The following is a 19487-nucleotide window of genomic DNA, read 5'->3' on the forward strand; positions in this document are numbered from 1 at the left end:
CGATAATCGCTTTGTGATACGACTGACATCGTAGTAAACCTCCCTGTAACCATTCAAATGCCATTCTGTGGAGAGTGATTTCGCTTAGATAATATATACCAACTACTAGTTCCAGAATTATTAGCTAATCTAAATTGCTTTGGAGCACTTATGAGCTGGGAAGTGGCTCTAGTACTAGCGATCTGCCGGTAAATTTAAATTATGCCATAAATATTGGCCGAGACGCAGCAAAAGTCAGATTAACGGTAAGCAAAAAAAACAGCAGTCAGTGATAGGGTTTAATCGCCAAATAAATTCTACGCAAACTACCATTTTCATGCCGGGCTAAATGACATGGTTCAGCATGCACTCCCAGGGGCCTCAAAGGGAAGATTGAGCACCTTCTGCCCATTTGGTCAGCTTTAAATCGTCCAAAATAAGCAGCACGCAAGGCACAACAATTGACGCGAGTAACGTAGCCGAGACTAAGCCAAACGCAATACTGGCAATTAACGGGATCAGAAATTGCGCTTGCGTACTGGTTTCGGTTAACAGTGGAAGCAATCCTGCAAATGTGGTTAACGAGGTGATAAATATCGCTCTAAATCGGTCACGTACCGCCTCTCGACAAGCGTCTATCAAGCGCTCGCCTTGGGCGATATTCTTCTTAATAAAATTGACCAACAGAATGTTATCGTTAACGACGATACCCGCTAAGGTAGCAAAGCCAACCAAGCTTGGAATAGTCAAATCGAACCCCATGCCCAAGTGCCCCCATACCACACCAATCCAGCCCATAGGGATTGCCAGCAGCACAGCAATCGGTTGAGTGTAGCTTTGTAACAGGAACACTAAAATAAGATAAATCCCCACCACGCCAAGAGCAAAGAAGGTCGCCAGCGAGGAGCCCGTATCTGAGCTTTCTTTATCCTGACCTTGCGAGGTGAAGGTGATGTCTGGGAATTTGTGTTGAGTTTGCGAGACAAATTCGCTATTGAACTGCAGCATGATTTCACGCGCATTGGCAACCCGCGTATCGATATTGCCTTGCACAACCACAGTGTTCATCCCATTAATGCGGTGAATTCGCGAGAAGGCTTGTTTTTTGTCAAACGTCGCAACACTTGATAATGGAACTAGGGTTCCATTGCCTGCCGTCACCATCAAGTTATTCAACTCATACAGGCTAGCTTGGTGCGTAAACTCATCCAGTCTCACACTAATATCCACCAGCTCGCCTTGTTGGAAAACCGTCAGATCAGTACTGCCTTTTACCGCGCTGCGCAGCGTTTGAGCAATGTTGGAAGCATTAACTCCCATCACGCCAGCTTCATCTTTAAGGTTAACGTGAAATTCGGTTCTGCCCTCACGCAGATCGGTGGAGAGGTTATAGACACCGTCAAATCCCTTCAACCATTTCACCAGCGAGCGGCTGACTTGATTGAGCTCTTGTAACGACTCCCCCTGAACCCGAATATCAATGCCATTGCCAGCAATGCCCCGTTCTTTATCGGTAAACTTGAGTGAAACCACATCCGCCGTAGGGCCTACTTTTTGTTTCCAATCTTGGATCAGATCTTTAATGCTCTGCTGCCTAAATTGCGCTGGCAATAGATCGGCACTGACGGTTGCCATATGCGGCCCCGACTCATTAGCATCAGCATTTGAGTTGAACATGATCGTGGTGCTCGCGACCAAAGGTTTTGAGCTTGGGTATTTCTCTGCGTATTCTTGGTTGAGTTCATCAAGCGCGTTTGAAACCTTCTCCACCACCGCCTCTGTCTGGCTCAGTAAACTGCCTTGAGGGAGCAAGATACGCGCCTGCAGCACATCACTTTCCAAGGCAGGCATGGCTTTGAATTTCAGCCAACCTGACGAAATGGAAGCGGTTGAAATCATCACCACCATCACCAATATCCCTACTGAAAGATAAGGTGCATTCATCGCCTTGACACTCACTGGCACAAAGAATCTGTCTCTGATGTTTTCAAAACCGGCAATAAACTTGTCCCGTATAGGATTAGAGCGAGATTCAGTATGGCTATGTGCCAAATGAGACGGCAAGATCAAGAAAGCTTCTATCAGACTAACAAACAAGGTAATCAATAACACGATGGGAATATAGCGTAGTACTTCCCCCATCTTGCCTGTGAGAAACATCAGCGGCCCTATCACCATGATGGTGGTAGCAAACGATGCAATCACACCTGGGAAGACTTGTTTGGTACCTTCAACTGCAGCGTCAAACGCGGGTAGCCCTTGTTGCCTCTTGGCAGCGATGTTTTCTGCAATGATCAACGAGTCGTCCATTAGCAGACCAATCGCAACAATCAGCCCGACCAGCGTCATCATATTCAGGGTATAACCGAGAAGTTGTATCGCAAAAATGGCGCCAAGGAATGAAACCGGCAGCCCCATGGTGACCCAAAAGCTAAAGCGAATATTAAAAAACGCCCACAACATCAAAAATGCCAGTGCTAATCCCTGTGCGCCATTGCTGGTGAGGATTCTCAGACGCTCAATAATATTGGTGCTGGAATCTTGGGTGATGGTTAAAGCGACGCCTTCAGGGGCTCTCGCCTGTTCTTTTTCAACGATGCTGACGATCGCATCTTTGACCGTTAAGGTATCTTGAAATTGCGTTTTGGACACCTGAAGCAAAGCGGCACGCTGACCATTGAACAGGATTTGATTTTCATCGCTAGTGAACTTCTGCTGAATAACGGCAACATCACCGAGGCGAACCTGAGTCCCCGTCTCACTAGATTTAATCACGATATTTTCGAAGTCTCTGACGTTGCTGCCTAAGTGGTCGAAGCGGACGCTGATCTCTTCCAAGTCATTACTAAATACGCCAGCAGGAGTGCTGATACTTTGCTGTTGTACTAGATTGGACAAGTCGGACACACTCAGGCCGTACTGCTGCAGCTTCCACTGCGATACACGAATTTCTATTTCTTGATCCGCAAAACCGCTCACGGTCACCTGAGCGATCAATGGGCTCTCTTTTAACTTGTGCTTAATTTGTTGGGCATAGAGATATAAGTCCCTATCTGACATATTGCCGGTAATCGCGACACTGGCCACCGTTGCCACTCGGTCCAGTTTCGATACCGTGATCTGCTCAACTCGATCCGGAAAATCACTGATGGCGTTAACCTGCTGTTGAATATCGCTGGTTAAAGTGTCAATGTCTTCATCATCGCCGATTTCCACATTGGCGATGACCAAACTCTCTCGGGCATCACAGCTTAACTCTTTAATTCCACTCAGCTTATCGAGAGAATCTTCCAACGGGTAACACACTGCTTCCATCATCTCAAAAGGTGACGCGCCCGGATAAACGATCCGAACCTCAACATTTTTGGTCGGCGTCAACGGAAAAGTGTCTTTCTGCAGTTTGGGCAAGGCAAAAGCCCCTAACAGCAGTACCGCCATCATCAGGACATTGGCGCCAGTGGTGTGCCGAGCAAAAAAAGCGATCATAATTTGCCCTCTTTCTGAATCGCGTTTAGGGCTTTAAATCCGCTCTGCGTATCCAACCAAAGGCCGATTTTCTCATCCGGTTGCGGTTGTAAAGCCATCCCCTCAACGGCGGGTGAAAGTTTACTTAGCACAACCACATCACCGAATTCCACGCCAGATTTGATCACCGCAACCTGCCCTTGGACGAAATCTATCCTGACAGGTTTGCTTTTCAGTTTACCTTCAGAGACAGTGTAAACTTTACCATCATGGATGGCGTTTATCGGTAGCAGGACTTGTTGCTCCATCATTGGTGCTTTAATCGTGACTTTAACGAAAGTCCCACGAATAAGTGGTGGCTTCTCCCCGGGAATGGCTTGCTGATATGGCTGATTGATTTGTGCAACCAGGCTTTGGCTTTGAGTCTGGGCATCGATTTCACCGCCGGAGCGACTGATCTCGGCAGGCCAAGTAATTACTTTATCGCCTGCTTGGAGCTCGACTGTCGCGCTCAAGTTGCTATGAACATCTTCGTCAAGCGAGTCAAAGCGATTGGAAATTCTTAGCGGACGCATTTTACCAAGCGGAAACTGCGCGCGAACCTCAACGGCATCGATGTCATCCGCTTTGAGCAGCAATTCCCCCTTGTTGACATACTCGGCGAGTCCAACCAAGGTTTCGACAATGCGAATATCAAATGGGGCTTTAATTACGGTTTGTTCGAGATCTCGGTTTGCAAGTGCTAGTTCCGTTTGCAAAACCTTTTGCTGCGCTTGATTAATGGCCAGTTGGTTTTTCTGTGTCTGGAGCTGTTGCTGGCTACTGAGCAAGTCTTTGGTCGCGCGGTCTTTCTCTGTTTTGGAGATATGCCCGGTTTCACTCAATTTGATTGAGCGGGCATATTCTGACTGTTGTACCTCAAACTCTTTCTCTGCAATCTTGAGCGAATCGATAATGGTCTGATTCGTTAGCATTAGCACTTCAAGCTCAGCTTGCAAACGGGCAATAGTAAGTTGATAAGAGGTGGGGTCAATTCTAAGGAGTTCGCTGTCTTTGCGGATAATAGCGCCCGTTTTGTATTGCTCAGAAACCCACACAACCGCGCCGTCAAGTTCAGACTGTGCCTGCCAGTCTTGAACAGACTCGGTATGTCCATATCCGATGGCAGAAGGTTGGATATTTCGCGGCTCGACTTTCAACACCCGAACCACCTTTTTAGCAGCCGTATTACTCGCTTTAGGCGGTTCAGCCTTCATCCCTGGTGCGATCACCAATAACGCGATGCCCAACAAAACAGGAGGAACAAACAGAGCCCTTTGTAACCAGCTATACCTAGTCATAGCGATTCCCTTACTATATATTAGCTTTTCCTTAATCAAAAGGTAGCACACCAACATAAGCGGATTTGCTTCCTTGATCTCAAAGTAAGTCAGGCCTCACAAATGGAGGCCTGATTGAATTGAGCTACTGATTGTTTTTGCCTTTGTCCATGGTATTTTTGGGGTTCACCATGCCTTGATGAGCATTAAACTCTTGTTGAGAGATAGCGCGATCCGCGTTGCTATCTAACGAAGCAAAACTGTGGCTTTGATTGATATTTTTCAACGTACGTCCCTCTTCTGCTCGCTGGGCAATACGTTCTGAGCGTGCTTGATTGAACTCGGCTTCGGTTATCTTGCCATCACCATCGAGATCAAACTGTGAAAATACTGGGCGTGACATATTGTTATTCATGCCTTTATTCATTCCACCAGCCATTGCTCCGAAGGCAATAACGATACCGAGTAACGCGATTATTGTGCTTTTGATTTTTATGACGTTTTCCTTCTCTTTGTTTCACTACTTAAGAACATACTAATATAAGTAAGATAACGTCATGTGATGTAAAGGCATGTAAAGATGGCTAAGTAGATATCGATTTACGTTCTTATCGGTTTGTAAGCGCAGCGCAACAGAAATTATGAAACTTATGCCGCTAGTACTCTGGTAAGAGTACAGGCATCTCATGTTGGTTTCATGCGCTCTAAACACGTCTTGGGGCAAAAATGAGTCACGCTACTGCCATACCAACCAAACATTTGAACTCCCCCACAAAAACAACACACAGCCCATCCTTCCTGCCCGACTCCTTGATTTCACCCCGCCTTGCCTGCGCGGTGAGCTGATATACCTAGGGGTCTGTTGCTAACAATGATAATTATCATGCGGAAAGAAAAAATCCAGAGTATCGAACTTGGCCGTGTGGTGGCGATCATCGCGATTGTTGCTATGCATGGGCAGCCATTTCTCTCCTACTGGCTATCGGATGGCACCCCATGGTTTGGGTACATTTTCAATCAGGCGACACGCTTTGCTGTGCCGCTGTTCTTTTTGATTTCGGGGTATTTGATTGCCCCTAAACTGGACGCCAACCCCATCGCGACGCTCAAAGCCTACAGCGCACCGCTACTGCGCATTTTTGTTGTGTGGAGTGTGATTTGTCTTGTGATGCCGTTTAACCTCAATGTGGTGATGAAACAAGGGTACTTGGCCGATCGCATGGGCTACTGGCAGTTTTTACTCTCTACACCGCTTAATACCTTGCTTGAAGGCGGACTGGTGCACTTGTGGTTTATCCCGGCGTTGGTGTTAGCGGCGGCGATTGCGTCAGGGTTGGCGCACCTTTCCCAATCCCAGTGGTTGATTCCGTTAGCGTTGCTACTGTATGTCCACGGCGTTTTGGCAGGCAGCTATCAAGGGGTAACGGATCTGTGGTCGCCGTTTTTCACCCGTAACGGACCATTTTTCTCAACGCTCCTGTTCGCATTGGGCATCGTGATTCGCCGTCAACAATGGCGCGTGAGCAGTGCACAGGCACTGACGATGGCGGCGCTGGGGATGTTGGTTCATTTCGCTGAAGCGTACGGATTGTCGTTTTATGACCAGCCTTTCAACACCAATGATTTTCTGTTTGGCACGGCGCTGTGGGGAACGGGCTGTTTTCTCTGGTTATTGACCAAGCCTTCGCTCGGCCAAGGTCATTGGCTGACGGGGCTCGCCCGCTACGTGTTGCCGGTTTACGTCGCGCATTTACCGATGATGATAGTGATGTTCAACATCGCCGGGGCGTTGGAATTAGAGGGGTTGATGCGAGATGCCAGTATCTTTGTGGGTACACTCACTTTGACGTTTCTACTGGTGAAAGCCGTGGATGGCACCAAACTCAATACTTGGTTGTTCCGTTGATACTCAAGCGCCGCTGATACGCGGCGCTCTTATTATCTATCCGAGCAGTTTCGAGTACGGCAGCGCGATGAGGTTTAACACCATCAGCGCGGCCATGACGAAGAAGGTCAATTTCATTCCAGTGATACGGTGCTTTAGCGTATCGGATAAAATCGCTTTCGCGTGCAGCACTCGCCCAATCACAAACGCAATCCCCGCCAAATGAATAAAGCCGACATGCACACCGTTGTATTCCGCCAAGGCCATTAAAATCAGAGTGATCGGAATATAGTCAACCGCATTGCTGTGTGCGCTGCGAGCTAAAACCAGCGCTTCGACGCCGCCGTCAGCGTATTTTATGAGCTCTGCGCGTCGTTGTTTGATCACTTGCCACGCAAGCGAAATCAATAATCCGGCTAATATCACCGCGTATAGCGCCGTTACCATAGTGTGTCTCCTTGATTGATGTCATCTCTAACATAATGGGGAACGATGGATTATGCCAGCCGAAACAAAAGGCAGCGCCCAATGAACGCTGCCTTTTTCACATCACCGATCTAGGGTGGCTGTCACGTTAGTATGCACGTTAAGTGCACATGACGATGACATGCGTGTGCGATGCTTGCTTATACCACCTGACACTGAGTCCAGTCATAACGCAGCTCATGCCAATGCCCATCACGTTGGTAACGCACGACCACTTGCTCCGCTTGCCACTCAACATTAAGCCCTTGGTAGCGCCCGTCTAAAGACAAATCGTGCAGTACCGTAACCTGACACAATGTCGCTTGGCTTCTGAGCACACTGTAGGCCAAATCACTGGTGGCTGGGTTATCTGGGGCGTAGCCCGTGAGCAAGCCTAGCGGCGTGTCGCTGGCGATGAATTGACTGAATGTCGGCTGATCTTCAATCTCATAACGTAGCGTTAAGCCGCTCTGTTCTGCCAACCACTGGGTGTCTGTCATGCGGGCTAATGGGCCTTCAAGTGGATTGTCGATGGCCTCACCACGTTGAGCCAACTGGTGTTTTCCGCGCACGTGATAGGTCAAGTCTAGGTGCTGTTGGTGCGGGTTCTCGATGCGGTTAAGCTCGATCGCTGCATCGCCTAGCCAGAGTAAGGTACGACGAAAACGCACATCTTGGTACGCTTTGCTGTCCCAATGCTCCAGCGTGTGGCTATCGACTTGCGCTGGCGGCTTAGACCAATCGACTTGCGTATCAATCACCGTCAGTGCATCGCTCTGCTGATAGGCCAGCAAGGTCGGGTTGATAGGAGACTGGTTTTTCTGGTTCACGACTAAGGTGTTGTGCGTCGCGCTGTTTTTGTAGTAGCCGTAGTGCAGCTCAGCGCCGTAACCTGTGGTGCCAAGATCTGGCAGAATCTCTTTGCCTGCGCGGGTTAAGACCATGCCAAGGCGGTCATAGTGATCGTGCTCACCGCCATAGGGCGCGTGTTTAAGTAGCAAGGCGTTGTCTTGTTTGTCATCGTACACCAAGCTGATCCCAGCCTCTTTGGCGTGTACCGTGTGGCAGGCAAGCGGCGTCGCCTCCGGTAAGGTGTCTACGCCATAAAGCAGCGCATCAATGTTATCGCGCTCTATGTTTTGGTAGATGCTGCTGAGCATGCGTGCAAACGGCTCACATGGGGTTTGTCGGTAAGCAAACTCAAAAATGTGCGCATGGGTAAGCTGCTCTTGCCCTGCGATACAGTCATTAAGACGCGGGAAGGCGCCGGTGTTCATCACCAAACTGAGCGGGAAAGTCAGCAACTTGAGGTAATTCGGGTTTGAGGCGACCGAATAGGGCGTGTTGCACGCGATCTTCTCAAAATTCATTAACGCTTGCAGCGCGTAGTAGTGGTAGTGAATCGAGCCTTCAAACCACATTCCCTCACCCAAACAGCCATGATTGAGCTGATAGTGCAGGCCGTAATCGGTATTGAGCGCGAAATCGAGGTAACGCGAATCATCGAGAATCAGACCAATCACACCCACGGTGGCGTTGATTTTCATCTCATGGTTGTGCAACTGCGGAGTGCGGTATTCCATCAGGAACTCGGCCCCTTCACGCAACAGGCGCGTCTCAATTACCGCTTGTTGCTCTGCGCTGAGCGCTTCACGGATGAAATCATAACCTCGCGCCATATCAATATGGCAGTTGGCCTCACACAGGGTTTGCGCGTTGGCTTTGCCTGGCCCGTTGTACGGAATACCGCCGTGAATTTCGTAATCTGGGTAGTACTTGGCGTATTCAAGCAAAATCGCCGTGACTTTCTCAAGGTAGAGCGGCTCTTTGGTGATCTGCCACAGCAAGCCAAGGTCGTAACACGCTTTGGCGTTCAGACCGTTCATCCAGCGCCACCATGCGCCATCATAGGGTTCGCCGGTAAACTCTTTGCCGTCCACTGGGCAGCAGTGTGAGAGCGGCTTGTCGCGATCCCACGTCAAACGCACACCGTGCTCTGGGCAGTAGTAGTAGAGGTTCCACGTTGCGCGGCCATCGCACGGCACGAGGATATCGTTCTCGAGCACAATCTGATTATTGGATTTGAGCGCCTCAATCACCTTAGGGGTGGCGCGCTCGCGGATGAGGCCCATGTCAGAGTGAGAAAATTGAATCATGAAGACGTCTCCAGCTGAGTCGTTGAGAAGCCGAAATAGCGCTTGGCGTTGTAATAGCAAATGTTTTCAATCGTAGTTTTGAGCAGTGACTCATCGTAAGGAAGCTCACCCTCGCTGACCCACTTCGCCAACAGATCGCACAATACGCGGCGGAAATATTCGTGGCGGCTGAAAGAGAGCACATTGCGTGAGTCGGTCAACATGCCGACAAATCGCCCTAATGCGCCGAGGTTTTTCAGCGTCGTCAGTTGCGCCACCATGCCATCTTTGTGATCGTTGAACCACCACGCCGCACCGAACTGGATTTTACCTGCGGCGCGATCGCTGTCTTGGAAAGCGCCAGCCATGCAGCTCAGCACCGCGTTGTGGTTAGGGTTGAGATTGTAGAGCACGGTATTGGGCAGCTCGGCACTTTCATCAAGCGCACTGAGCAACTGCGCCAATGGCTGAGCAATCGACAAATCGTTGATGACGCTAAACCCGGTGCCACCACCCAGCGCCTGTTTGCGCCTTTGATTGACGTTGACCAACACGCCGATGTGCAGTTGCATGCTCCAGCCATAGTGGTGATAACGTCGGCCAAGCTCAATAAACAGACGAGTGCGCAGCGCCACTTGTTCAGACTCGCTCAGTGCTTGTCCACTGAGCAGCGTCGAGAAGGCTGCTTTGGCCTCTTCTGGCGTGCATGGTGTATACACCACCTGCGTTAAGCCGAGATCAGACAAGCGGCAGCCGAGCGCGTGGAAAGTCTCTATGCGCGCGTCAATGGCAGCAAGGTAGTCATCCCAGTGTTCGATTAGATTACCCGTCAGCGCCGCCAATTTCCCCGTCACCGTCTGCAGCGCAGCAGGGGTATCGAACGCCAGCAGCTCATCGGCGCGAAACGTCGGCAGCACTTGTACGGAAAAATCAGATTGCTTGAGCGCGGCGTGCGCGCTTAAATCGCTCAGCGGAGAGTCGGTAGTACAGAGCGTTTTAACCTTGAGCGAGGTGAGCACCTCGCGGGTGGTCAACGGCTGAGTCGCCAGTCGCTGTTGGCAATGTTGCCAAATCGCTTGCTCGTTGTCAGGGTTTATCAGCAAATCACACTCAAAAAAGCGCTTTAACTCAAGATGCGACCATTGGTAGAGCGGGTTACCGAGCAAGTACGGCACAGACTCGCACCACTTGGCAAATTTCTCAGCATCACTCGCCGCACCGGTAATAAAGTGCTCATCCACGCCGTTGCTGCGCATCCCACGCCACACATAGTGATCGCTGTGCAGCCAAGCTTCGGCCAAGTTTTGAATGGGGGTGTTGTCTAAGATGTCCTGCGCTTCCAAGTGATTATGATAATCAATAATGGGCATGGGCGCGGCGTAGTTGTGATAGAGGTGCTGAGCGAGTGTCGAGTTGAGGAGAAAATTGTCGTGAATATAGTGATTGTTCATTGAACCAGCCTTAAGTATTGAGCCTTAAGTTATGGCATCCCCCCAGCCGCGTGTGCGAGTGGGGTGAAAGCAACGAAAAGGCCAACCGATCGGCGGCTGGCCTTGGATTCGTCAGTCAGAATCAGTTCTTGTACTCTTCTGGTAGGTCTGCGATGTAGATTGCAGGCACACCTTCAAAGTCACTGGTGAACAGTACGCCATCGTCGTTTGGTGTGAACGATGGGTGTGGGTGAGTGATCTGACGATCACCGTCTAGCACGTCCCAAGAGGTACTGTGCTTAGCCAGTTTCGCAAAGCTCTTATTCTTGGTGTTCATGATGTATAGGAACGGGTCGTTCTCGATGTTGTAGCTTTCTGCGTCTGCCACATCCACCGGCGCATCACAGCCGTCACCCACCATCAAAGAACCGTCGAAGTTACTCATTAGGTGAGAACATGGTGGCATCACCATTACTTCTTCATTCTCAAGCGTTTCTGGGTTCGCTTTGTAGATCACGCGATCCGTTTGACCTTTGAAGTAAGACACGTAAGCCATTGCGCTGCCATCTGGAATCCAGAATTCGTGCGTGCAAGATTCGCCTTCTTCATGCTCTTTGATCTTACGAACGTTTGAGCCATCTTCGTTCACTAGCCACATACGTGCGTCAACCAGATCGTGTGGACCTTCGTGACAGAAGCCAACGGTTGAGTCGTCAAATGGACGGTAGATTGGGTGGCCTAGCCATGCGTTATCTTGGTGAACTACGTCCAACTCACCCGTTTCGATGTCCACTTTGATTAAGCGACAAGTTGGGTTGGTGTGGTAAAACTCAGCGAATTTTTCCCAAGAAGTCAGTGGTTGCCAATCCGCTTTAAGGATCTCAATGCCCACCAACTTAGTGCACTCTGAGTTTGCTACCCAAGTGCCGTAGCCTTTCCACTCTTCATCAACGGTGTAAACGACAGTTTCGTTTAGTGTTTCGAGGTCAACCTTCATCAGGTTGAGTTCGTTTTTCACGTAGAAGAAAGAGCGGTCGTCGTCAGAGATGAAACCGCCGAATGTATTATCGCCCGCACCTTCTGTCAGCTGAGTCGCTTGCTGAGTTTTTAAGTCCAATAGGTAGTAGTTGCGGTTGCCGTCAAAATCGCCAGCAAATAGGAGCTTTGAGCCATCCTTGGTGAAGCATTTCTGGTAGAAGTAGTTACGGTGACAAATCACATCAGTCGGTGTCAGACGCGTTACCTTCACTTGGGTATCGCTATCAACGAAGGTTTCAAAGCCCAGTTGAATCACATTACCTTTGGCCATTTTAAATTCTCCTAAATTCTTAATTGGTATAGCCACCTCCGAGGAGGTGGCCAATCATGATTTAAACGTGATTAGTTGGTTTGCTCAGTGAGCTTTTTTTCATCACCAACCTGAGCACTCTTCTTCAGTGCATAACCCACGGCGAATATAGCGGCCGCACAACAGGCGAACACGAAGCGTCCCCACAGTGGGTTTGGAATCAATACCATCAAGCTCAAGCCACCCGCCATGTAGATAACCAATGTACCTAGCTTGTTGCGCTGCATGCGGTCAACGATGTCTTGACCTTCAGACGCGACCACTTCAGTTTCCACATCGTTGAAGAACTTCTCAGTTTCCGCCAACTGCGTGTCTGTCTCTTCTTTGTAGAACAAGGTGGTTGCCCAGAAGAAGCCCGCGGTTAGGAATAGGTGCGCTGCGATAGTGATCATCGTACGCATCTCAGAGATTTCACGCCCTGTTAGATCCGTCATGCCGAACCAGCCGCCAACCACTTGTGGTGTGAACACGTTGATCACAGACCAAGAGACCAAACCACCGAATACTACGGTTGCCCACGGTGCCCATTTTGGCGTTCTACGGATAATCATACCGAAGAATAGAGGAACAAGAATTGGACCTTGTAGCAAGGTAGACACTTGCATCATTAGGTCAAATAGGCTGAGTTCTTTTAGAGATGTGAAGAACTGCGCCATCATGATAACCATTAGGCCGTTCGCGACACACACTAGCTGACCCGCGCGTAATAGTTCTTTGTCAGACGCTTTACCTTTACGAACGATCGTTGCGTAGAAGCTGCGGACAAAGATACCTGAGTTACGGTTTAGTGCTGAGTCCATTGAAGACATGGTCGCAGCAAATAGACCCGCCATCAGCAGACCAACAGTACCCACAGGCATGATTTCACGAGCAAAGACTAGGTAAACCGCATCGCTGGCTTTCGCGCCAAGTGCTGGGTACTGAGCCGCTGCATCTGGGAACACAATCGCAGTTACCCAAGGTGGGATGAACCAAATCACCGCACCTGCAAGCATCATTGCGCCTGCCATTAACGCCGCTTTGGTTGCGTTGTTTGAGTCTTTTGCGTTTAGGAAACGGTAAGAGTCTTGCATGTTGTTGATACTTTGCAGCTGTTTCACCACAAAGAACAGGAACACACAGATCGTCATCAGTGGGTAGTTCATGTCAGGACCAATGAAGAAGCCTGATGGGAACTCAGTAATGATCTCACCTGGGCCACCGATGTAAACCAGCGCCACGATTGCACACGCAATCGAAATGATCGCGATAACCAAGGTTTGAATGAAGTCCGATGCCACTACGCCCCAAGCACCACTCAATAGAGAGATGATCAGAACCGCAATACCGGTTGCCCAGATAGTGGTGATGATGTCAGCGTCAAATACCGCTGAAGCGAATACGCTCAGACCGTTTAGCCATACACCGCCGTTGATCACACTAAGAGGGATGATAACCCAAGTGAAGAACTGCTCGTTGGTGTTACCAAAACGACGACGAATACCTTCCGTTGGGGTGTCGACACGCATTTGGCGGAAACGCTTAGCAAAGTAGAGGTAAGCCACGACGTACGCCATGATGTTACCGAAGAATACGCCCAGTACCGCAAAACCATCATTGAAGGCTTTACCGGCTGCGCCTGTGAACGTCCAAGCAGAGAACTGCGTCATAAACGCCGTTGCACCTACCATCCACCACAACATTTTACCGCCCCCGCGGAAGTAGTCACTGGTGCTGTTGCTCGCCATCTTTTTGAATAGCAAACTGATCGCCACCATTAGGCCGAAATAGCCCACGATGACAAGATAATCAAATTCCATAGCAGAACCTCGAAATACCGTTTTAATTTAAGTGTATTGTAGTTTTGTATTACGTTTAGTTCCGTGACCAAAATCGAAACATCGGTTCATAAACAAAAAAATCTCGCTAAACATGCTCTAGATCACTAGCCATTCGGCACTAATTGAGTTTTTATTTATCAGTAACGGTTAAAGTGTCATCACTTGATATCAAATGTGAGACAAAAGGGACGCCTTCCACGTAATCCACGTGGCTTAGGCGGTTACCTGCGGTGCCCCAAGGTTGGTAGACACCTTCACGGAAAGAGGCGTTGATGATGGTCATACCATCGTTGGTGCGCGTGTGTGAGCGCATCAGGTTCATCACCATGTTTGACGCCGAAGGGAACTCTTCGTGGCCCTCTGGTTGTGGCATCAGACGCTCTGCGCCTACGATGTCACGAACCATGATGCCTGCGCCTTCCTGGCGGTTAGGTGTTGCGCCCGTCTCTGGGCCTAATTGTTCAAGTTCGATGTCAGCAGTCAGTTCACTCACAATCGCTTGTGGTGTCAACGTCATGGCAACGCACAGGGCAAGAGTCTGTTTTCTCATTTGACTTACCAATATTGAAGCATTGTTTTGATTTATGGTTTCTGGCGCACGCTTTTACTCGTTCTAGAGAGGGGTGAGAAGCAAAAAACCAATAAAATGCATTCTTAGAAACGGCATTTCATTTTTGTACAGACGCCACTTATCAGTGGCCAAAAAGACATAAAAAAAAGCACCCATTCATCTGGGTGCTTATTTGGCTAGATTCGCCGGGAATGGGCAGGCTTAACGGCCCTCCTCTTCCCTTAGCAATCCGTGATTAGTCGATTAGAGACTTCACGTATTCTGCGATTTCTGGCACTTGGCAGTTAGAGAAGAAACACTCTTGGAACTGCGCGCTGCCCACTGCTTGCTTAACAAGATCTTGGTCAATCGCACGTAGAGACTCAACTACGTCTTTACATACTGCTGCTTTCACGTTGTTTAGGATAGCCGCGTTTGCTTGCTGAGGTGCAGCACGCTCGATTGGGTAACCTTCGCCACGCGCGCCAGTGAACGCTTTTTCGAAGATGTAACGAACGTTCAGTTCACCAGCCCAACCAAAGCCTTTTGCGAACGCTAGAGAAATCGCGTTGCCGTTGTTGATTTGGTTGAATAGGAACGCGTCAGATGGCTCTAGGCAGTAACCACAAACAACACCTGGGTGTAGGTTGCTTGCCATTAGTGCGCCTTGACCTGTACCACAACCCGTTACGATGAAATCCACTGCTTTAGAGTTCAGTAGGATGCTCGCTTGGATACCTAGGTGGATGTACGTTAGGTGATGATCGTTTTCGTCAGTCATACCTACGTTGAATACTTCGTGACCTAGACCACCAGCAACCGTGTTTAGCTCAGCAGCAACCATAGCGTTTTTAGGTGCTTGGCTGTTTTCCATAGTTAGTGCAATTTTCATTGGATTCTCCTGCGGCGAACCGCGTAACTAATTTTAAAACTTATACGAAATCTTTGCGCATTGGCGTGAAGTTATCAATCAACACACCCGCTTCTAGACACACACAACCGTGCTCGATGTTTGGCTCTTTGTACATGGTGTCGCCCGCTTCAACGATTTTCTTCTCATCGCCAATAGTGAATTCGAACTTACCAGACAGTACGTAAGTCAACTGCTCATGTGGGTGGTTGTGCATTGAACCAACAGCACCTTTTTCAAAGTGCACTTCAACGGCCATCATGTTGTCACTGTGCGCAAGCACTTTACGTGAGATACCGTCACCTAGGTCTTCTAGTTGGATGTCTTTGTTGTATACGAACATGGGTCTTCTTTCTCTTCGTTATCGACAAGCTTCACTTTCTTTTTCTCTCTGAGCAATTTTGCTGTGGTCATTAAGTTAACGCTGATCAGCGTCATTTCCAGCAGCGTTCCACCCATCGATCCTATGATGAAATTATTGGTCAGCCAGCATAACGCCCCGACCAAAAAACCGATTCTCATCGCCACGCCCTTGAGGACAAACACCGAGAATGTCCCGATGACAGTGCCCAAAATTGGCCAGATGTCCTGTGGCGATTCCATAATATAGAAACCACTGGCCATACTTATGGCGATGAAGATTGCTGCGACTCTTTTCGATGAAACGTAAATAGCGGTGGCCGTTCGAAGCGCTGAAAGCACTGAACTGACCACCGATACTAAAGAGCCAAGCAAGAAAAAATGCAGTAGATGGTTTAAATGAAAAACCAACATCAAAATCTTCAGCTTCTTATCGTCTTTCTGATAAAAGGTACACACCCCTAAGAAAAAGCTTAAGAATCCAAGAATTTGTGCAATCGTGTTTTGTTCCACGCGATCTACTCATTTTTCAGCGCCTAACCAAGGTTAGGCGCTAGATTGCTAATTAGCGAGCTAACCAACCACCGTCTACAGCAACAGTGTAACCGTTGATGTAAGAAGCAGCGTCAGACGCTAGGAATACACATGGGCCAGCAACGTCCTCTGGCGTGCCCCAACGGTCAGCAGGGATACGCTCTAGGATAGCGGCGTTGCGATCTTCATCCGCGCGTAGTGCTGCTGTGTTGTTTGTCGCCATGTAACCCGGTGCGATTGCGTTCACGTTGATGTTGTGACGAGCCCATTCGTTTGCCATTGCGCGAGTGATACCCATAACCGCACTCTTAGATGCAGTGTAAGAAGGTACACGGATGCCGCCTTGGAAAGAAAGCATAGAAGCGATGTTGATGATCTTACCGCCAGTGCCTTGAGCAATAAACTGACGCGCGACTGCTTGAGACATGAAGTAAACCGTTTTCGAGTTGATGTTCATCACGTCATCCCAGTTTTGCTCTGAGAAGTCGATCGCATCTTCACGACGGATGATACCTGCGTTGTTTACTAGGATATCCACTTTACCGAATTCAGTCACAGCGCTGTCGATGATGCTTGGGATATCGTCTTGTTTTAGTAGGTTAGCGCGAACATCTAGGAACGTGTAACCTGCTGCATTCATTTTTTCGATGGTTTCAGTTGGTTCAACGTAGTTAACACCAACAACTTTACAGCCTGCTGCTGCAAGACCTAGTGCCATACCTTGACCAAGGCCAGTGTCACAACCCGTTACGATAGCAACCTTACCTTCTAGGTTAAATGAATTAAGAATCATGTTTATTCCTCAAAAGCTGTCAAATTAACGTTCATTACGATGGCTCGCCATCCTGTGACGCTAATATAGCAATTTTTAAAACCGCATTTCAATTATTTTTAAAACAGACTTTCAAAAAGCATGACCTAGATCGTCTTTTTGTATGACAAATAGCTGCGTGGTTTCAAAATTTTAAAAACGTTTTTTGAAATAATCTGGCGACTCATCGTCTCATAGGTATAATCACCCCTAGACAAATATAACTAGGGTAAAGAGATGGAAAAGAACACCCAACCTGAAGCCGTATCCTCGGTTCTCAAGGTATTTAACATTCTTCAAGCATTGGGCGAGCAAAAGGAAATTGGTGTTTCAGAGCTGTCACAGCGTCTGATGATGTCGAAAGCGACAACGTACCGATTCCTGCAAACCATGAAAACGTTAGGCTATGTGGCACAAGAAGGTGAAGCAGATAAATACTCCCTCACCCTGAAGATGTTTGAGCTCGGCGCGAAATCACTCGAATACGTCGATCTGATTGAACTGGCCGATAAAGAGATGAAGTACATCTCGCAGCAAACCAATGAAGCGCTGCACTTAGGTGCCCTTGACGAAGACGGCATCATCTATATTCACAAAATCGACTCCAACTACAACCTACGCATGCAATCACGCGTCGGTCGTCGTAACCCTCTCTACAGTACTGCGATTGGTAAGGTATTGCTGGCGGAGCGTGATGAGAGCTTCGTACGCGATATTCTGGCGAATGTAGAGTTTGTTAAACACACAGAACGCACACACGAAAACGTTGATCAGCTCTTATCTGAGCTTAAAAAAGTGCGTGAGCTGCATTTTGGTCAAGATAACGAAGAGCAAGAGCCAGGTCTGCGCTGTATCGCTGCGCCAATCTACGACCGTTTCGGCACGGTCATCGCTGGCGTTTCGATTTCGTTCCCGACCATTCGTTTTGATGAAAAGCGCATGTCTTACTACATTGAGCTGCTACACAATGCCGGCCGCAATATTTCTGAGAAGTTGGGTTTTAACGGCTACCCTGTGAAATAGTCCCCGTTACAGACAACAAACAGCGCCCACTCGATTTACACATCCTGTGGGCGTTATTGATCGCAGCGTTCGTCACTACAACACTCGGCACGCAAAAAGCGGATCACCTGATCCAAACATTCATACTCCGCAACGCAATACAAAGTGCGCCCTTCTCGGCGCTGGCTGAGCAATCCCGCCGATGCCAAGCTAGAGATGTGATGAGACAAAGTAGAGCCCGGGACAGACAACCGCTCCTGAATCGCGCCCACCGCCACCCCTTGATAACCCGCCTTAACGATGGTTTTGTATATCGCCAATCGAGTCGGATGGCCCAATTCTTTTAGCGCTTTGGCAACCGATTCCAGTTCCATAATTCACTCCACAGAAAAACATTTCCATTATTGTGGAACTATTGCGTATTTGCAATCGCAAAAAAGGCAGCGAACGCTGCCTTATGACTGAAATCGCGACTAGCACTACAGTGCTCGACTGCGGGTAGGTAAGAAGACCTCACCCAGCATGCAGCGTACGCTGCCGCCACCGATGGATTCGATGGTCGAAACATCAAACGCCAGCACCTTACCGTGGCTAGAGAGTTGCGCCAGTTGCGCGGGCTCAAACGCCTGATAGGCCGATTGCGACATGGCGATCACCTTGTCGCCATTGACGGTTTCAAGCTGAAGAAGGTTGCCACAAAACTGGTTCATCTGTTCCAAGCTGATGGAAATCACCTGTTTGTCTTTTGCCAAGGATTTCAAAACAAAGCGGCGCTCGAACTCAGGGATCACTTCATCACAGATGACGCAAAAGCCTTCACCAATCGCCATCATCACATTGGTGTGATAGATAGGGTTGCCTGACGGCAACGCGGTTTGAAATGACACCACTTTAGGGTAACCAATACGCTCCGCGTAATCCTCCAACACTTCACGATCGCAGCGCTGCGACAATGCCGCATAAATGGTGCGATTGATGTGATCCATCACCATGACACCCGTACTTTCAAGGTGCGCGCCATGCTCAAGGTAGCTCACTAAGCTATCTTGTTGAGTCACGCTTCTTCCCGCAGCTTGCAGCGCCTCGACCAGCGCTTTGGGTCTCACTTCCTGTTGGCGATTTTGGCAAGCCATTGGGAAGGTATAGAGCGTGCCCTCAGCTGTGGTGCTGAACCAGTTATTGGGAAAGACCGCATCTGGCGTCTCAATCTCCGAGGTGAGGTAGTCAAACTCAATCACCTGAACGCCCGCAGCACGCAGCTTCGACACCATAGCGTTAAACTCCGCCATCGCCTTGCGGCGAATCGCGCTCGTTTCAGCCTGAATGACATGCTGAAATTCATTGTCTTTGGCGGTTTGCGCGTTAAAAGCAAACTCTTTCGGTGGCACCATCACAACGCAGTTCGCGTTCTGTGCCTGTAACATGTCGTTATTCGCTAAGGAATTCACTACAGATTGCTGTTCCAACATGATGA

At 49.0% G+C, this 19487-nt stretch carries 16 protein-coding genes and 1 pseudogene; 2 read left to right on the plus strand and 15 right to left on the minus strand.

Annotation, left to right across the window (positions count from 1 at the left end; genetic code table 11):
* Window positions 1-360: 360 nt before the first annotated feature.
* The 3 genes from AC6R1A_RS08375 to AC6R1A_RS08385 all read right to left on the minus strand — a co-directional run bounded on the left by AC6R1A_RS08375 (window position 361) and on the right by AC6R1A_RS08385 (window position 5178).
* A complete protein-coding gene (locus AC6R1A_RS08375; protein WP_500632505.1) occupies window positions 361-3465 on the minus strand; it encodes an efflux RND transporter permease subunit in 3105 nt (1034 codons plus the stop codon).
* Window positions 3462-4784: an efflux RND transporter periplasmic adaptor subunit gene (locus tag AC6R1A_RS08380; protein WP_500631001.1), complete on the minus strand. Its 1323-nt coding sequence runs from the start codon at window positions 4782-4784 to the stop codon at window positions 3462-3464. The genes AC6R1A_RS08375 and AC6R1A_RS08380 overlap by 4 nt, the downstream gene beginning before the upstream one ends.
* A 124-nt stretch (window positions 4785-4908) precedes the next feature.
* Complete coding sequence (locus tag AC6R1A_RS08385) at window positions 4909-5178, minus strand: EF-hand domain-containing protein (protein WP_500633139.1); 270 nt, start codon at window positions 5176-5178, stop codon at window positions 4909-4911.
* Window positions 5179-5646: 468 nt separating this feature from the next.
* Here AC6R1A_RS08385 and AC6R1A_RS08390 point away from each other — a divergent pair, with 468 nt between their 5' ends.
* Window positions 5647-6669 (plus strand): acyltransferase, encoded by a 1023-nt coding sequence (locus AC6R1A_RS08390; RefSeq protein WP_500633140.1) that lies wholly within the window; start codon window positions 5647-5649, stop codon window positions 6667-6669.
* 36 nt (window positions 6670-6705) lie between these two features.
* On the opposite strand, the gene AC6R1A_RS08395 is transcribed toward AC6R1A_RS08390, so the two are convergent.
* From AC6R1A_RS08395 to kduD, 10 genes and pseudogenes are all read right to left on the minus strand, one after another.
* Window positions 6706-7095: an MAPEG family protein gene (locus AC6R1A_RS08395; RefSeq protein WP_500630998.1), complete on the minus strand. Its 390-nt coding sequence runs from the start codon at window positions 7093-7095 to the stop codon at window positions 6706-6708.
* Window positions 7096-7274: 179 nt separating this feature from the next.
* On the minus strand, window positions 7275-9269 hold the full coding sequence (locus tag AC6R1A_RS08400; RefSeq protein WP_500633141.1) for a heparinase II/III domain-containing protein: 1995 nt from the start codon (window positions 9267-9269) through the stop codon (window positions 7275-7277).
* On the minus strand, window positions 9266-10699 hold the full coding sequence (gene uxaC, locus AC6R1A_RS08405; RefSeq protein ID WP_500633142.1) for a glucuronate isomerase: 1434 nt from the start codon (window positions 10697-10699) through the stop codon (window positions 9266-9268). Before uxaC ends, AC6R1A_RS08400 begins: the two co-directional genes overlap by 4 nt.
* 121 nt (window positions 10700-10820) lie before the next feature.
* A complete protein-coding gene (locus tag AC6R1A_RS08410) occupies window positions 10821-11987 on the minus strand; it encodes an oligogalacturonate lyase family protein (protein ID WP_500630995.1) in 1167 nt (388 codons plus the stop codon).
* 71 nt (window positions 11988-12058) lie between these two features.
* Complete coding sequence (locus AC6R1A_RS08415; RefSeq protein ID WP_500627916.1) at window positions 12059-13825, minus strand: sodium:solute symporter family transporter; 1767 nt, start codon at window positions 13823-13825, stop codon at window positions 12059-12061.
* Window positions 13826-14027: 202 nt separating this feature from the next.
* Window positions 14028-14330, minus strand: a pseudogene (locus tag AC6R1A_RS08420) (right-handed parallel beta-helix repeat-containing protein); the annotation flags it as partial.
* A 322-nt stretch (window positions 14331-14652) separates the two neighbouring features.
* Window positions 14653-15288, minus strand: a complete 636-nt coding sequence (locus AC6R1A_RS08425) for an RpiB/LacA/LacB family sugar-phosphate isomerase (RefSeq protein WP_334553081.1) — start codon at window positions 15286-15288, stop codon at window positions 14653-14655.
* 40 nt (window positions 15289-15328) lie between these two features.
* Entirely contained in the window at window positions 15329-15649 is a 321-nt protein-coding gene (locus tag AC6R1A_RS08430; RefSeq protein WP_487902490.1) for a cupin domain-containing protein, read from the minus strand.
* Entirely contained in the window at window positions 15619-16179 is a 561-nt protein-coding gene (locus AC6R1A_RS08435; protein WP_500633143.1) for a YgjV family protein, read from the minus strand. The genes AC6R1A_RS08430 and AC6R1A_RS08435 overlap by 31 nt, the downstream gene beginning before the upstream one ends.
* 52 nt (window positions 16180-16231) lie before the next feature.
* Window positions 16232-16993: a 2-dehydro-3-deoxy-D-gluconate 5-dehydrogenase KduD gene (kduD, locus tag AC6R1A_RS08440; RefSeq protein WP_500627913.1), complete on the minus strand. Its 762-nt coding sequence runs from the start codon at window positions 16991-16993 to the stop codon at window positions 16232-16234.
* 255 nt (window positions 16994-17248) lie between these two features.
* Here kduD and kdgR point away from each other — a divergent pair, with 255 nt between their 5' ends.
* Window positions 17249-18034 carry a DNA-binding transcriptional regulator KdgR gene (kdgR, locus tag AC6R1A_RS08445; protein ID WP_487902488.1) on the plus strand — a complete coding sequence of 262 codons (786 nt, stop codon included), beginning with the start codon at window positions 17249-17251 and terminating at the stop codon, window positions 18032-18034.
* Between the two features lie 53 nt (window positions 18035-18087).
* On the opposite strand, the gene AC6R1A_RS08450 is transcribed toward kdgR, so the two are convergent.
* Window positions 18088-18387, minus strand: a complete 300-nt coding sequence (locus tag AC6R1A_RS08450) for an ArsR/SmtB family transcription factor (protein WP_500630993.1) — start codon at window positions 18385-18387, stop codon at window positions 18088-18090.
* Window positions 18388-18492: 105 nt separating this feature from the next.
* Window positions 18493-19482 carry an arginine deiminase-related protein gene (locus tag AC6R1A_RS08455; RefSeq protein WP_500630992.1) on the minus strand — a complete coding sequence of 330 codons (990 nt, stop codon included), beginning with the start codon at window positions 19480-19482 and terminating at the stop codon, window positions 18493-18495.
* Between the last annotated feature and the right edge of the window lie 5 nt (window positions 19483-19487).

It is taken from the genome of Vibrio sp. R10-SG3-ISO3, from assembly GCF_059834225.1.